The organism is Falsigemmobacter faecalis (assembly GCF_003863335.1).
GTDB classification, from domain to species: Bacteria; Pseudomonadota; Alphaproteobacteria; order Rhodobacterales; family Rhodobacteraceae; genus Wagnerdoeblera; species Wagnerdoeblera faecalis.
On record NZ_RRAZ01000006.1, the window covers coordinates 131,102 to 144,691 of the forward strand.

16 protein-coding genes are annotated in these 13,590 nt (G+C 63.7%); 13 read left to right on the forward strand and 3 right to left on the reverse strand.

Going from position 1 to position 13,590, the window contains the following annotated elements:
• Nucleotides 1–4 precede the first annotated feature (4 nt).
• The 9 genes from EG244_RS05750 to EG244_RS05790 all read left to right on the forward strand — a co-directional run bounded on the left by EG244_RS05750 (nucleotide 5) and on the right by EG244_RS05790 (nucleotide 8,194).
• On the forward strand, nucleotides 5–592 hold the full coding sequence (locus EG244_RS05750) for a hypothetical protein (protein WP_124964056.1): 588 nt from the start codon (nucleotides 5–7) through the stop codon (nucleotides 590–592).
• Complete coding sequence (gene mutM, locus EG244_RS05755) at nucleotides 570–1,493, forward strand: bifunctional DNA-formamidopyrimidine glycosylase/DNA-(apurinic or apyrimidinic site) lyase (protein ID WP_124964057.1); 924 nt, start codon at nucleotides 570–572, stop codon at nucleotides 1,491–1,493. The genes EG244_RS05750 and mutM overlap by 23 nt, the downstream gene beginning before the upstream one ends.
• A 53-nt stretch (nucleotides 1,494–1,546) precedes the next feature.
• Entirely contained in the window at nucleotides 1,547–2,323 is a 777-nt protein-coding gene (locus EG244_RS05760; RefSeq protein ID WP_124964058.1) for an enoyl-CoA hydratase, read from the forward strand.
• 253 nt (nucleotides 2,324–2,576) lie between these two features.
• Complete coding sequence (rpsT, locus tag EG244_RS05765) at nucleotides 2,577–2,849, forward strand: 30S ribosomal protein S20 (protein WP_124964059.1); 273 nt, start codon at nucleotides 2,577–2,579, stop codon at nucleotides 2,847–2,849.
• A 425-nt stretch (nucleotides 2,850–3,274) separates the two neighbouring features.
• Nucleotides 3,275–4,678 carry a chromosomal replication initiator protein DnaA gene (gene dnaA / locus EG244_RS05770; protein ID WP_124964060.1) on the forward strand — a complete coding sequence of 468 codons (1,404 nt, stop codon included), beginning with the start codon at nucleotides 3,275–3,277 and terminating at the stop codon, nucleotides 4,676–4,678.
• A gap of 131 nt (nucleotides 4,679–4,809) precedes the next feature.
• Nucleotides 4,810–5,730: a manganese-dependent inorganic pyrophosphatase gene (locus tag EG244_RS05775; RefSeq protein ID WP_124964061.1), complete on the forward strand. Its 921-nt coding sequence runs from the start codon at nucleotides 4,810–4,812 to the stop codon at nucleotides 5,728–5,730.
• A 66-nt stretch (nucleotides 5,731–5,796) separates the two neighbouring features.
• Nucleotides 5,797–6,675 (forward strand): TIGR01459 family HAD-type hydrolase, encoded by an 879-nt coding sequence (locus EG244_RS05780; RefSeq protein WP_124964062.1) that lies wholly within the window; start codon nucleotides 5,797–5,799, stop codon nucleotides 6,673–6,675.
• Nucleotides 6,676–6,797: 122 nt separating this feature from the next.
• The gene (locus EG244_RS05785) at nucleotides 6,798–7,241 is read left to right on the forward strand and encodes a MaoC family dehydratase (RefSeq protein ID WP_124964063.1); all 444 of its coding nucleotides are present in this window, start codon (nucleotides 6,798–6,800) and stop codon (nucleotides 7,239–7,241) included.
• A gap of 29 nt (nucleotides 7,242–7,270) precedes the next feature.
• The gene (locus tag EG244_RS05790) at nucleotides 7,271–8,194 is read left to right on the forward strand and encodes a bifunctional riboflavin kinase/FAD synthetase (protein ID WP_124964064.1); all 924 of its coding nucleotides are present in this window, start codon (nucleotides 7,271–7,273) and stop codon (nucleotides 8,192–8,194) included.
• A 3-nt stretch (nucleotides 8,195–8,197) separates the two neighbouring features.
• On the opposite strand, the gene EG244_RS05795 is transcribed toward EG244_RS05790, so the two are convergent.
• The gene (locus EG244_RS05795; RefSeq protein WP_124964065.1) at nucleotides 8,198–8,911 is read right to left on the reverse strand and encodes an RNA methyltransferase; all 714 of its coding nucleotides are present in this window, start codon (nucleotides 8,909–8,911) and stop codon (nucleotides 8,198–8,200) included.
• Between the two features lie 170 nt (nucleotides 8,912–9,081).
• Between EG244_RS05795 and EG244_RS05800 the strand changes: the two genes are divergently transcribed.
• From EG244_RS05800 to EG244_RS05810, 3 genes are all read left to right on the forward strand, one after another.
• Nucleotides 9,082–9,702 carry a thiamine phosphate synthase gene (locus EG244_RS05800; RefSeq protein WP_124964066.1) on the forward strand — a complete coding sequence of 207 codons (621 nt, stop codon included), beginning with the start codon at nucleotides 9,082–9,084 and terminating at the stop codon, nucleotides 9,700–9,702.
• Between the two features lie 62 nt (nucleotides 9,703–9,764).
• Nucleotides 9,765–11,189, forward strand: coding sequence for a protein adenylyltransferase SelO (locus EG244_RS05805; protein ID WP_124964067.1), 1,425 nt, complete (start codon nucleotides 9,765–9,767; stop codon nucleotides 11,187–11,189).
• A gap of 126 nt (nucleotides 11,190–11,315) precedes the next feature.
• Nucleotides 11,316–11,777, forward strand: a complete 462-nt coding sequence (locus tag EG244_RS05810) for a bactofilin family protein (protein ID WP_124964068.1) — start codon at nucleotides 11,316–11,318, stop codon at nucleotides 11,775–11,777.
• A gap of 57 nt (nucleotides 11,778–11,834) precedes the next feature.
• On the opposite strand, the gene EG244_RS05815 is transcribed toward EG244_RS05810, so the two are convergent.
• On the reverse strand, nucleotides 11,835–12,254 hold the full coding sequence (locus tag EG244_RS05815; protein WP_124964098.1) for a PaaI family thioesterase: 420 nt from the start codon (nucleotides 12,252–12,254) through the stop codon (nucleotides 11,835–11,837).
• Between the two features lie 64 nt (nucleotides 12,255–12,318).
• Here EG244_RS05815 and EG244_RS05820 point away from each other — a divergent pair, with 64 nt between their 5' ends.
• Entirely contained in the window at nucleotides 12,319–13,110 is a 792-nt protein-coding gene (locus EG244_RS05820; RefSeq protein WP_124964069.1) for an enoyl-CoA hydratase, read from the forward strand.
• Here the strand turns inward: EG244_RS05820 and EG244_RS05825 are convergent.
• The gene (locus EG244_RS05825) at nucleotides 13,101–13,508 is read right to left on the reverse strand and encodes a hypothetical protein (protein WP_124964070.1); all 408 of its coding nucleotides are present in this window, start codon (nucleotides 13,506–13,508) and stop codon (nucleotides 13,101–13,103) included. The genes EG244_RS05820 and EG244_RS05825 overlap by 10 nt on opposite strands.
• Nucleotides 13,509–13,590: the final 82 nt, after the last annotated feature.

Here is a 13,590-nt window from a genome sequence, read left to right on the forward strand (position 1 = left end):
TGACATGACTGTTATGCCCGCAGTTTCCCTGAGCCTGCTGGTCCTGGCGCTGCTGGCCTTTGGCCTTTTGCGCAGGAGACGGCTGCATCTGCGCCCTGCCCCCGCGCCCCTCTGGTCGGTGCCCCCGGGACAGGCTTACGGGCTTCGCCCGCCGGGCAGCCTGCGCCAGGAGCGGGTGTTGCGCACCTCTGCGGGGATGCGGCGGCTGATTGTGCTGCTGTCGCTGAGCCTTCTGTTGTCGCTGAGCGCGCTGCAGGATCTGCAGCAAAGCCTTTTGTTCTGGACGGCGGCGGTGCTGCTGGCCGTGGTGATCTGGCAAAGCCTTGCGGCGCAGACCTGGGAGCTGCGCTTTGATCAGCTGGGCCTGTCCTGGCCTGCCGGACCTGCGGGGCGGCGCGAGGGGCGGATGTGGCGCGAGTTGAGCGGGCTGAGCCGCGATGACCCTTTGTCGCTGGTGCTGCATTTCGCCGATGGCAGCGCGCTTGTGATCCCCAAACATATTGAAGGCCGCGGAGAATTGCTGCAGATCGCAGAGCACTGGATCGCCGCTGCGCAAGGATCTGCCTCTGATGCCGGAACTTCCCGAAGTTGAAACCGTCCGCCGGGGCCTCTTGCCCCTGATGGAGGGTCAGATGATCGCCCGCGCCGAAGTGCGCCGCCCCGATCTGCGCTGGCCGCTGCCGCAGAATATGGCCGCGCGGCTGACGGGCGTGCGGATTGAGCGGATGCGGCGGCGCTCCAAATATATCCTCGCCGATCTGAGCAGCGGCGAGACGCTGCTGATCCATTTGGGGATGTCAGGCCGGATGCTGATCACACCGCCCGGTGAGGATCGTCAGGAGACGGCAGATTATGTCCACGCCCATGCGGCGCCCGGCAAGCACGATCATATCCTGCTGGAGATGGAGAATGGCGCGCAGGTGGCCTTTAACGACCCGCGCCGCTTTGGCATGTGGGATCTGCTGCCGACCGAGGGCGCGGAGGCCCATCCGCTTCTGGCCGTTATCGGGCCGGAGCCCTTTGGCAATGATTTCTCAGAAAGCTGGCTCATTGAGCGGTTTCGCGGGCGCAGGACCCCGGTCAAAGCCGCGCTTATGGATCAGGCGAATGTGGCAGGGCTTGGCAATATCTATGTCTGTGAAGTGCTCTACCGCGCCGGGATCAGCCCCCTGCGGCTGGCGGGAGACCTCTCAGAGGCGGAGGTCGCGGGCCTTGTGCCGCTGATCCGGGATGTGCTGGCCGAGGCCATTGAGGCCGGGGGCTCATCGCTGAAGGATTACCGCCAGGCGGATGGAGAGCTTGGCTATTTCCAGCACAGCTTTCGCGTTTATGGCCGCGAGGGCGGGGCCTGTGTGACGCCGGGCTGTGACGGGGTGATCCGCCGGGATGTGCAGTCGGGGCGCTCAAGCTTCTGGTGCCCGCAGTGCCAGTTCCTGCCCGCCCCCGCAAAAGCCCCGGCGGCGAAATCAGCGCGCAGCCCGCGAAACGCTTGATTGCAAAGCCCCGGCCTGCCAGAACTTTCTGCGACGTTAAGAGGGGGACTACCATGGCCTGGGATACATTGATCGTTGAGGTTGAGGACAATGTCGCACTGGTGCGGCTGAACCGTCCGGAGGCGCTGAATGCGCTGAATTCGCAGCTCATGTCGGAGCTTGCCCGCGCGCTGACGGAGCTCGACCGCGACGATCAGGTGCGCTGCATCGTGCTGACCGGCTCGGACAAGGCCTTTGCGGCGGGGGCGGATATTAAGGAGATGTCCACGAAGGGCTTCGTGGATATGTTCACGGAAGATTTCTTCACCGCCGATTCCGAGACCCTGCTGCGGGTCAGAAAGCCGATCATCGCCGCGGTTTCCGGCTATGCTCTGGGCGGCGGCTGTGAGCTGGCGATGATGTGCGATTTCATCATCTGCTCGGAAAGCGCGAAATTCGGCCAGCCGGAGATTAATCTGGGCGTGGTGGCAGGCATCGGCGGCACGCAGCGCCTGACCCGCTTTGTCGGCAAGTCGAAATCCATGGATATGCATCTGACCGGCCGCTTCATGGATGCGGCTGAGGCCGAGCGTTCGGGGCTGGTCTCGCGGGTGGTGCCGGTGGCGGATCTGGTGAAAGAGGCGATGGATGCGGCGCGTAAGATCGCCTCGAAATCGCAGGTCGCCGTGAAGGTGGTGAAAGAGACCGTCAACCGCAGCTATGAGACCACTCTGCGCGAGGGTGTGCTTTATGAGCGCCGGATCTTCCACGCGCTCTTTGCTTCGGAAGATCAGAAAGAGGGGATGGCGGCGTTTTCTGAGAAGCGCCAGCCGCAGTTCCGCGACCGCTGAGGCGGCGGAGCCGTGGCAGACCCCGGGGGCTTCGCGCCCCCGGGCCCCCGCGGAGTATTTGGAAAAAGCCAAAGCCGCAGACTGCGGCAACTCTGCCGCGGGAGGGGTCTTCCCTTTCGGGGCGGCAGCGTGTAGGAGACGGCTTACATGCGCGTGGGCCCGCTTAGGCAAGATTCGATCCGGACATCTTATGGTCCGGTTTCGGGGCTTTTGCGCAACTTAAACGCAACAGACTCTGAAAGCAGAATAGCCCATGGCAAATACGAAACAGTCCGAGAAGCGCGCCCGTCAGTCGGAAGCCCGCTTTGCCGTCAACAAAGCCCGTCGTTCGCGCGTTCGCACCTATGTGCGCAAGCTCGAAGAAGCAATTGCTTCGGGTGACGTTGAGGCAGTGAAGGTTGCTTTCGCAGGCGCACAGACCGAACTGACCCGTGCTGTCTCGAAAGGCCTCGTCCACAAGAACACCGTGTCGCGCAAAATCTCGCGCCTGAACGCACGTGTGAAAGCTGTGGCGGTCAAAGCCTGATCTGATTTTATCAGACCGGCAACAGGTTACAGGCGGGCGCCGGATCGGCGCCCGTTTTGTTTCCTGCTGCGCCAGCAGGCCAGAATCCTGACAGGCCGGATTCTTCCCGCGTTTGAGGGAGTCAACAGAGAAGATCTGTTGCAGCCCCCGCTGCGGACTTGCTAGCTTCAGACTTGCGATTCACGTCGTCTCCCGGGGGGGATGTTTCAGACTGGCGAAGCCTGTTCCGTTGAACGGGGTTCTGCACTGCTGCGCGTCAAGTGATGGCTCTGCAAGCTTTGGGTAAAGCCGAAAACGGCTGCCCGGGCGGGATGAGCTTTTGCGTTTCCCTGTCAGATGGTCGGATCGGCCCTTTTAATCAGTTCCCGGGCAGAGATGCCCGCGGGCGGCATAAGTATAATAATCCAGAACTCGGAACGGGACAAATGACCGAAGAGACATGGGGGCAGGTGCGCGAAGGGCTTATCAGGCAGGTCGGTCGCAACAATTATCTGACCTGGATCGAACCCCTTCGGTTTCGTGACCTCACGGAAGGTGTGGCCCGCTTTGCGGTGCCGACCGGTTTTCATGGTGACTGGGTGAGCCGCAATTTTGCGGAAGCCATCCGCCGTGAGCTGGGCTCGGCCGGCCTGCAGGTCGCACGGGTGGAATTCACCGTCCTGAAAGATATGCCAAAGGCAGAGCCTGCGGCACATGCGGCCGTGCCCGCAGCCCGCAGGGCCCCGGCAGCCGCCGCGGCCCCCTCCTCCGTGGCAACCCCGGCAGTGGTTTCCTCAGAGGAGAGTGCGCTGGCAAGTGCGCCGCTTGATGCGCGGTTCACCTTCGACAGCTTTGTGGTCGGCAAGCCGAACCAGCTCGCTCATGCCGCGGCGCGGCGTGTGGCGGAGGGCGGTCCGGTGACCTTCAATCCGCTGTTTCTCTATGGCGGTGTCGGCCTTGGTAAAACGCACCTGATGCATGCGATTGCGCATGAGATCACCGCGCGCAATCCGGAGGCCCGTATCCTTTATCTCTCGGCTGAGCAGTTCATGTACCGCTTTGTCCAGGCTTTGCGCGACAAGCAGATCATGTCCTTTAAGGAACTCTTCCGCTCGGTGGATGTGCTGATGGTGGATGACGTTCAGTTCATCGCCGGCAAGGACAGCACGCAGGAAGAGTTCTTCCATACTTTCAACGCTCTGGTGGATCAGAACCGTCAGATCGTGATTTCCGCGGACCGCGCGCCGGGCGAGATCAAGGGTCTGGAAGAGCGGATCGCGAGCCGTTTGCAATGTGGTCTGATCGTCGATCTGCATCCCACGGATTATGAGCTGCGTCTGGGTATTCTGCAGCAGAAGGCTGATTTCTACCGCGGTCAATATGAGGGGCTGAAAATTGCCTCCGGCGTGCTGGAGTTTCTGGCGCATCGCATCTCGACCAACGTGCGGGTGCTGGAAGGCGCGCTGACGCGGCTTTTCGCTTTTGCCTCGCTGGTGGGTCGGGAGATCTCGCTGGAGCTGGCGCAGGACTGTCTGGCGGATATTCTGCGCGCCTCGGACCGCAAGGTCACCATTGAGGAAATCCAGCGCAAGGTGGCCGAGCATTACAACATCCGTCTGGCGGATATGATCGGGCCAAAGCGTCTGCGCACCGTGGCGCGGCCGCGTCAGGTGGCGATGTATCTGGCCAAGCAGCTGACCCCGCGCTCGCTGCCCGAGATCGGGCGTCGGTTTGGCGGACGGGATCACACCACGATCATGCACGGTGTGCGCAAGATCGAAGAGCTGATGTCGACCGACAGCCAGCTGGCCGATGATCTGCAGATGCTGCGCCGTCTGCTGGAGGGCTGAGGCCTTTCTTCTGAGTTCAGCAAAGGCCCGTGCCGGTGTGACCCACCTGCGCGGGCCTTTTGCTTGTCGGGTGACAAGCGGGCGCTGCCGCCCTATAACGCGCGGGAAAATTCTCTTCCCCTGAGGGCTCCATGACCACGCTCGTTTTCGGCCATAAATCTCCCGACACCGATTCCACCGGCTCGCCGATCATCTGGGCCTGGTATCTGAACGAAGTGAAAGGCGTGCCCGCCAAAGCGGTGCTGCTGGGTGAGCCGAACACGGAAGCCGCTTTCGTGCTGACGCATTGGGATCTGGCGAAGCCCGAAATCATCGCGGATGTTGAGGCGGGTACGAAGGTGGTCATCGTGGACACCAACAACCCGGCGGAGCTGCCGGCCTCGATCCACGAGGCCTCGATTGAGGGGATCATCGATCACCACATGCTGGTCGGCGGTCTGAAGACCCGTGGTCCGATTGAGATCACCATCCGCCCGCTGGCCTGCACGGCGACGCTGATGCATGATCTGATGGGTGCGGATCTGGCGCATGCGCCGCGCGGGATCAAGGGCGCGATGCTGTCGTGCATCCTGTCGGATACGCTGGAATTCCGCTCGCCGACCACCACGGCGCATGACCGTGCGGTGGCCGAAAAGCTGGCGGCAGATCTGGGGGTGGAGATTGCGGAGCTGGCTTCGGCGATGTTTGAAGCGAAATCCGATGTCTCGGCCTTCTCGGATGCGGCGCTGCTGCGGATGGATTCGAAAGAATATACCGTCGCCGGGAAAGAGCTGCGCGTCTCGGTGCTGGAGACCACGGCACCGCAGGTGGTGCTGGACCGTAAAGACAGCCTGATGGCCTCGATGGTGGATGTGGCCAAAGAAGATGGGGCCGATCAGGTGCTGCTCTTTGTGGTGGATATTCTGCGCGAAGAAGCCACGCTGCTGGTGCCGAATGATCTGGTGAAGGCCATGGCGGAAGCCTCCTTCGGGGTGGCGGTTACGGGTGACACCGTGGTGCTGCCGGGTGTTATGAGCCGTAAGAAACAGATCCTTCCGGCGCTGACGCTGTAAGCCGCGCAAGCCGGGGGACTTTGCGTCCCCCGGACCCCCTGCAGAGTATTTGGAAAAGCCAAAATCATGACCCGCATTCTGTCGTCGCTCGCTGAGATTTCTGATCAATATGATGCGCTTTTTTGTGATCTCTGGGGCTGTGTGCACAATGGGATTACCGCCTGGCCCGCCGCAGTGGCGGCGCTGCAGGCGTTTCGCGCAAAAGGCGGGCGGGTGATTTATCTGACCAATTCGCCGCGCCCGAAGCCCTCGGTTGAGCGGCAGCTGGACTATCTGCAGGTGCCGAAAGACACTTGGGATGATCTGGTCACCTCGGGCGATGCGGCGCAGTTTGCGCTGTTTTCGGGGGCTGTCGGGCATAAGGTTCTGCATATCGGGCCGGAAAAGGACCGCAGCTTCTTTACCGAGCGCGGGGCGGATATGCCGGGTGAGGCGATTGAGCTGGTGTCTTTTGAAGCGGCTGAGGGCATCGTTTGCACCGATTTGAACGATTCGGTGAATGAGAACCCGGAGGATTACCGCGGGCAGCTGATGCTGGCGAAAGAGCGCGGGTTGAAGCTGCTCTGTGCCAATCCCGATATCTCGGTGGATGTGGGCGAGCGTCGGCAGTGGTGTGCCGGGGCGCTGGCGAAGTTTTACGAAGAGCTGGGCGGTGAGGCGCTGTACTTCGGCAAGCCGCATCCGCCGATCTATGATCTGGCGCGGCGGCGTCTGCAGGCGCTGGCGGGCGATGTGCCGGAGGCGCGGATCCTGTGCATCGGCGACGGCATTCTGACCGATGTGGCCGGGGGTGCGGGCGAATCGCTGGATACGATCTTTCTGACCGGCGGTCTGGCGGCGGCGGAATTCGGGCCGGATGTTGAGAACCCGCAGGCCGCACTGCTGCAGCCCTGGCTTGACCGGCATCAGATGGCGCCTGCCTGGGTTATGGGGCGGCTGCGCTGAAAGTGGTCGGGAAATAAAATTTCCCTCTGACTGCAGTATCGGACCAATAGTTGCGTTGCGGACTTGCGCTGCAACGCAGCATATGGCAGTCTCTGAGGGCTTTGGTCCTTCAGGAGGCTGAGATGCTCGATAATCTTCCGCGCGGCACGATTTGCATTGAGGATCTGGAAATCGGCATGCGCCGTGACCGCTCCAAGGTGATCACCGATACGGATATTGAGCTGTTTGCCGAGGTCTCGACCGATCGGAACCCCGTCCATCTGGATGAGGACTATGCCCGCGACACCATGTTTCAGGGCCGGATTGCCCATGGCATGCTGACGGCCGGGCTGATTTCGGCCGTGATCGGCGAGCAGCTGCCGGGCTATGGCACGGTCTATCTGGGGCAAAGTCTGAAGTTCATGGCCCCCGTGCGCCCCGGGGATCGGGTGACGGCGGAAGTGGCCGTCACGGCGATCGATCATGCGAGGCGTCGTGTCACCCTTGAAACCCTTGCCCGCGTGGGTGATACCCTTGTCCTTAAGGGCGAAGCGCTGGTTCTGGCGCCGAGCCGTAAGTTCGACTGAGACGGCGGGCGGCCCGCCATCGGGGCAAGATGAAACGACTGACGCATTGGCAGAACCTGAGCGCGCAAGATCGCGGAGCCTCAGTCGCCATGGGGAATTTCGACGGGGTGCACCGCGGGCATTGCTCGCTTCTGGATCTTGCGAAGGCTGAGGGCGGCCCAACGGGGGTTGTGACCTTTGAGCCCCATCCCCGGCAATATTTCAGCGCCGGCGGCGAGAGTTTTCGGCTGATGGATGCTGAGACCCGCGCAGGGGTTCTTGCCGCAGAAGGCATTGAGCTGGTTTATGAGCTGCCCTTCACCGAGCTTGCTGCGCTTTCGGCTGAGGACTTCGTGCGGGAGGTTCTGGTCGAAGGGCTGGGCGTGCGCCATGTCGTGGTCGGCGATGACTTCACCTTTGGTTCAAAGCGCAGTGGCTCGACTGAGCTGCTGAAGACCCTTGGCGCGCGATATGGCTTTGGCGTCACCGTGGCGCGCAAGCTTTGCGATGTGGATGGGGTGATCTCTTCAACCGCGATCCGCGCGGCGCTGACCGCCGGGGATCCGCGCAAAGCCGCGCGGCTTCTGGGGCATTGGCACCGTTTTGAAGGCCCCGTCATCCATGGCGAAAAGCGCGGCCGGGAACTGGGTTTTCCGACGGCCAATATGGCGGTCGAGGGGCTGCATCTGCCAAAGCTGGGTGTTTATGCGGTGCGGGTTGAGGTGCTCGAGGGGCCGCATAAGGGCCTTTACAGCGGCGCTGCCAGCCTGGGCGTGCGGCCGATGTTTGGCGAGAACACCCCGAACCTTGAGACCTATCTCATGGACTTCAAAGGCGATCTTTACGGGACGCGCCTGTCGGTCTCGCTGGTCGATTATCTGCGCGGCGAGGTGAAATTCACCACCCTTCCCGCGCTGATTGAGCAAATGGCGCGCGACTGTGAGGACGCGCGCCGCAGTCTCGCGGTGGCCTGAGCCTTAGCCCTGACGGCGGATGATCTGGCGCAGCATGCCGTGCAGCGTCTGAACATCTGCCCGCGTCAAGGCGAGGCGCGACCACATGGAGCGCAGGTTCAGCTTCATATTGGCGGCCTTGGTCCCGGGGAAGAAGAAGCCGGCCTTGTCCAGCACCTCTTCGTAGTGATCGCCGAGCTTTTCAACCTCAATGCCGGTGGCAAGGTCGATCTCGGGCACCGGGATCGCGCCATCGGTTTGGCGGCGCCATTCATAGGCGGTCAGCAGCGTGCATTGCGCAAGGTTCAGCGAGGCAAACTCGGGGTTCACCGGCACGGTGATAATGGCATTGGCCAGCGCCACATCGTCATTTTCCAGGCCCGTGCGTTCGGGGCCGAACAGAACGCCGACCTTCATGCCTTTGGCGATCATGGCGCGGGCCTGGCCCATGGCCTCTTCCGGCGTCAGCACGGGCTTGATCAACTCGCGCGGGCGGGCGGTGGTGGCGAAGACATACTGGCAGTCGGCCACGGCTGCGGCCACATCCGGGAACACCCCGGCCCTATCCAGCAGCCGTCCCGCGCCCGAGGCCATGGCCACCGCCTTCGGGTTGGGCCAGCCATCGCGCGGATCGACGATGCGCATGCCATCAAGCCCGAAGTTCAGCATGGCGCGCGCTGCGGCCCCGATATTCTCGCCCATTTGCGGACGGACAAGGATCATCATGGGCTGGCTCATCGCATTTCCCTTCGCGGCGTAAACTGGCGCGGGTGATAGGCCCGCACCGTCCCCTCCGCAAGCAAAACCGGGGGCCGGTGGTCCCTGTGACGCAGGCTTTGCGGCCACCGCGCCCCGTAGCCAAGCCGCAGGCGATGCGCTAAAGGGGGGCCAAACGGAAAGGACGTCTCATGACTGAAGCCGATCGCCCCCAGCTTTACCTGATCACCCCGCCGACCTTTGATCTCGAGGTGTTCCCCGCCAAACTCGCCTCGGTGCTCGACAGCGCTGAGATTGCCTGCCTGCGCCTGTCGCTCTCCAGCCGCGATGAGGATGAAATCGCCCGCGCCGCTGATGCGCTGCGCGAGGTTGCTCATGCCCGTGACGTGGCGCTGGTCATCGAAAAACATGTGCAGCTGGTTGAGCGCCTTGGCCTTGACGGTGTGCATCTGACCGATGGCGCGCGCAATGTGCGCAAGATCCGCAAGGATCTGGGCCCCGATGCCATCATCGGCACCTTCTGCGGCAATACCCGCCACGAAGGCATCAGCGCGGCTGAAGCCGGCACCGATTACGTGGCCTTCGGCCCGGTCGGTGAGACCGTGCTCGGGGACGGCAGCAAGGCCGATATCGATCTCTTCGCCTGGTGGTCGGATATGATCGAAGTGCCGGTCGTGGCCGAAGGCGCGCTGACCGAAGATCTGGTGCGTGAGCTTACTCCGGTGACCGATTTCTTTGCTTTTGGCGAAGAGATCTGGCGTCATGAGGATCCGGCCGCCGCTCTGGCCGTTCTTCTGAAAGCCATGGGCTGACAGGCCCCCTCGCCGGGGGCCCTGCGCCCCTGGCGGATCCCGGTCAGCGCGAGAGGCCGCCCATGCAGTTCGATAACCTCTATGCCCGCCTTCCTGACCGGATGTTTGCCCGGGTCCCGCCCACCCCTGTGGCCGAGCCCGGGCTGATTGCCGTTAATGACACCCTGGCGCGGAAGCTGGGCCTTGATCCCGACTGGCTGAAAAGCCCCGAAGGTCTGGCCGTTCTGGCCGGAAACGCCCTGCCCGAGGGGGCCGAGCCGCTGGCGCAGGCCTATGCCGGGCAGCAGTTCGGCAATTGGGTGCCGCAGCTGGGCGATGGCCGCGCGGTGCTGCTGGGCGAGTTGATCGCCCGCGATGGCAGCCATCAGGACTGGCAGTTGAAGGGTGCAGGGCGCACGCCCTTTTCGCGCGGCGGCGATGGCCGGGCCTGGATGGGGCCGGTGATCCGCGAATATCTGATCTCTGAGGCGATGCATGCCCTTGGGGTGCCCACCACCCGCGCGCTGGCCGCCGTGACCACCGGAGAGCCGGTCTGGCGCGAAGGCGCCCTCCCGGGTGCCATCCTGTCGCGCATCGCACCAAGCCATATCCGTGTCGGCACCTTCCAGTATTTCTCCGCCCGCGAGGACCTGGAGGCGCTGCGCCTGCTGACCGATCTTGCCTGCACGCGGCATTATCCGGGTGTCAGCGGGGCCGAAGGCCTGCTGGAGGCCGCCACTCTCGCCCAGGCCGAACTGGTCGCGCAATGGATGAGCTTTGGGTTCATCCACGGCGTGATGAATACCGACAATGCCCATGTCGGCGGGATCACCATCGATTATGGCCCCTGCGCTTTCATGGATGGCTATCACCCCGATAAGGTCTTCTCCTCGATCGACCGCAACGGGCGCTATGCCTATTCCAACCAGCCGCAGATCGCGGTCTGGAATATCGCGCAGCTGGCCTCGGCGCTGCTGCCGCTGATGGATACCGATGAGGCAAAAGCGGTTGAGCGTGCCACGGCCATCGTGCACCGCTATGCCGAGCTTTATCAGGCGGCCTGGGCGCGGCGCTTCCGCGCCAAACTGGGGCTGCTGACGGAAGAAGAGGGCGATATCGCCCTGATCCACCGGCTTCTGGACCGCATGGCAAAGCTGAACGCCGATTTCACCCGCACCTTCCGCGGCCTTGCAGAAGGCAGGGCCCGCGACGAATTCGCAGAGCCTGAGGCTTTTGACGCCTGGGAGGCCGAATGGCTGGCCCGTCTGGCCCGCGAAGGCAGCCCGGTTGAGCAGGCCCGCGCCCGTATCGCCGCGGTCAGCCCGGCCCTCATCCCGCGCAACCACCGCATTGAGGGCGCCATCGCCTCGGCCGTGGCCGGGGACATCGCCCCCTTCCACCGCCTGGAGGCCGCGCTGAAGACCCCCTTCACCGCCGCCGCGGATGACCCTTTGCGTCATGCGCCCCTGCAAAATGAGATCGTGCGCCAGACCTTCTGCGGCACCTGACCCCCCCTGCCCCGGCAAGTCCCCGCCCGCCTTTGCGGCAGCGGTCTTGACCGGCGGCCCTGAAACACCGTCAAATGCGCGTCAGACCGGAGGATCCGGTGGCCGCTCTCAAATGGAGAACCCTTCATGTTCAGCAAGTCCCAGGACGAACGCAGCCCCGCCGCCACCCGCGGCCAGGTCTCGGTTCTGGCCTCTGACCTTATCATTACCGGCGTGGTTGCCTCTGAGGGCAGCATTGAGCTGCACGGCCAGGTGGATGGGGAAATGGCGGCTTCGGTTCTGACCGTCGGCCCCGATGGCCATATGAAGGGCCGCATCCAGGCGGGTCTGGTGGATGTGCTGGGCTATGTCGAAGGCGCGATCACCTGCTCGGCACTGACGCTGCGCCAGTCGGCCAGGCTCAAATCCGATGTGCAGAGCCCCCGCCTGATCATCGAATCCGGTGCCGAAGTGGAAGGCCGCTTCTCGCGCCCTGCCCCGGCGGCAACGGCGGAGCCTGCCCCGGCCCCGCAGACCTCTGCCATCCCCTCCGGCGAGACAGCGCAGGAAACCGGCGAGGACGACAGCCTCGACACCCCGGCGGAGTGATCCTGCCGATTTAAAGCAGAGACCCGGAGGGCGCGCAGCGTCCCCCGGGTTCAGCCGTCAGCGCGGCGGGATGGAATAGGTCATGGTCGCCCGCGCCACCACCTCTTCACGCCCGTCCGAGCGGATCAGCACATCGCCAACCGCCAGAATCCGCCCCAGTTTTAAAAGCGTTACATCCGCAATGAGATCGCGCCCGGCCTCAGGCTTGCGCATGAAGTCCATGCTGGAGGAGGTGGTCACCGCCAGCGTCACCGGACCAAGACGTGCCAGGATCGCGAGATAGACCCCCACATCGGCCAGCGCGAACATCGAGGGCCCCGAGAGCGTGCCCCCCGGCCGCAGATGCTCCTCGGTGGTGACCAGCCGCACCTGCACGCCGCTGCGCGTCACCTCTTCGATTACGAATCCCTTTGAGACCTGTGGAAAAACCTGATCCATCAGTTGGGTCAGATCCTCCGGCCCCAGCGTTGCCGCCATCATTTGCTGTCTCCTCCCGCGTCCCTCTGTTGTAGAGTTTTGCACAGACGCAGGGAGGCGCAATATGATTGAGAGCATTCTGACCGAAACCCGCAGGGGTGACGTAACGACACTCACCCTCAACAGTCCCGCCACGCTGAACGCGCTGTCAGAGGCGATGATCGCAGCGCTGAGCGCGGCCCTGAGCCGCATCGCAGCAGGCGACAGCCGTGTGGTGATCCTGAAAGGGGCGGGACGGGGATTTTGCGCCGGGCATGATCTGCGCGAGATGCAAAGCTGGCGCAGCCGTCCCGACGGGGGCCGCGCGGCCTACCAGGATCTGCTTGCCCGCTGCACGCAGATGATGGAGCAGATCCGCAACCTGCCGCAGCCGGTCATCGCACAGGTGCATGGCATCGCCACGGCGGCGGGCTGTCAGATGGTGGCCGTCTGTGATCTGGCGATCGCAGCCGAGGAGACGAAATTCGGCGTCAATGGCGTCAATATCGGGCTTTTCTGCTCAACCCCCATGGTGGCGCTGAGCCGCAATATCCCGCGCAAACAGGCCTTTGAGATGCTGGCGACCGGCAGTTTCATTCCGGCCAGCCGCGCGGCGGAGCTTGGTCTGATCAACCGTTCCGTCCCCGCCGAGGCGCTGGAGGCAGAGGTCGGGGCCATGGCCGATGTCCTGGCGGCGAAACTTCCCGCAGCCCTTCGCATCGGCAAGCCCGCGTTTTACGCGCAGCTCGACCAGCCGCTCGCAGAGGCCTGGGCCACCGGCAGCCGCGCCATCACCGACAACCTGATGGAGCCGCAGACGGCGGCCGGCATGCAGGCCTTTTTGGAAAAGCGCGCCATGCCCTGGGATCACTCCTGATCTTTGGCGATGGCTTCCGCGCGGCGGCGCACCAGGGCCTCGCGCAGATCCTGCATGGCATAGAGCAGGCGGTCCGTCACCACCTCAGCCTCCGCGGCTGTGGCGCGGCTTTGCACCCAATGGGCGGTGGCATTCAGCGCATCGGCAAGGCGCAGCGCATCCTCAGCCTCGCGCGCGGCCAGCTCGCCCCGCCGCTCCTCCAGCCAGCAGGCGATGGCGGCATGATCCTCCGGCGTCAGCACCGCCCCGCCATGGGCGCGGATATTGCCGTTTTTGACATTCACAAAGGCAATCTCCACCAGCTCCACCCGCCGCAGCCGGTTTTCAGGCGCGATGCGAAAGACCGAAGCCCCGTTGTCGCGGTGGCGGAAGTAATGCGTGACGGCAGTTTCAGACATGACGGGCCTCCCTCTCGCCCGCAACCTGAGCGGCAGAGCGCCTGCGGTCAAGAAAAAGGGCGACCCCGAAGGGCCGCCCTGA

Coding starts and splice junctions, on each gene's coding strand:
- EG244_RS05785 (WP_124964063.1), top strand. CDS start 6,798: ATGCTCGATAATCTTCCGCGCGGCACGATTTGCATTGAGGATCTGGAA.
- EG244_RS05815 (WP_124964098.1), bottom strand. CDS start 12,254: ATGGCGGCAACGCTGGGGCCGGAGGATCTGACCCAACTGATGGATCAG.
- EG244_RS05760 (WP_124964058.1), top strand. CDS start 1,547: ATGGCCTGGGATACATTGATCGTTGAGGTTGAGGACAATGTCGCACTG.
- EG244_RS05825 (WP_124964070.1), bottom strand. CDS start 13,508: ATGTCTGAAACTGCCGTCACGCATTACTTCCGCCACCGCGACAACGGG.
- mutM (WP_124964057.1), top strand. CDS start 570: ATGCCGGAACTTCCCGAAGTTGAAACCGTCCGCCGGGGCCTCTTGCCC.
- dnaA (WP_124964060.1), top strand. CDS start 3,275: ATGACCGAAGAGACATGGGGGCAGGTGCGCGAAGGGCTTATCAGGCAG.
- EG244_RS05780 (WP_124964062.1), top strand. CDS start 5,797: ATGACCCGCATTCTGTCGTCGCTCGCTGAGATTTCTGATCAATATGAT.
- EG244_RS05775 (WP_124964061.1), top strand. CDS start 4,810: ATGACCACGCTCGTTTTCGGCCATAAATCTCCCGACACCGATTCCACC.
- EG244_RS05800 (WP_124964066.1), top strand. CDS start 9,082: ATGACTGAAGCCGATCGCCCCCAGCTTTACCTGATCACCCCGCCGACC.
- EG244_RS05805 (WP_124964067.1), top strand. CDS start 9,765: ATGCAGTTCGATAACCTCTATGCCCGCCTTCCTGACCGGATGTTTGCC.
- EG244_RS05750 (WP_124964056.1), top strand. CDS start 5: ATGACTGTTATGCCCGCAGTTTCCCTGAGCCTGCTGGTCCTGGCGCTG.
- EG244_RS05820 (WP_124964069.1), top strand. CDS start 12,319: ATGATTGAGAGCATTCTGACCGAAACCCGCAGGGGTGACGTAACGACA.
- EG244_RS05810 (WP_124964068.1), top strand. CDS start 11,316: ATGTTCAGCAAGTCCCAGGACGAACGCAGCCCCGCCGCCACCCGCGGC.
- EG244_RS05790 (WP_124964064.1), top strand. CDS start 7,271: ATGAAACGACTGACGCATTGGCAGAACCTGAGCGCGCAAGATCGCGGA.
- EG244_RS05795 (WP_124964065.1), bottom strand. CDS start 8,911: ATGAGCCAGCCCATGATGATCCTTGTCCGTCCGCAAATGGGCGAGAAT.
- rpsT (WP_124964059.1), top strand. CDS start 2,577: ATGGCAAATACGAAACAGTCCGAGAAGCGCGCCCGTCAGTCGGAAGCC.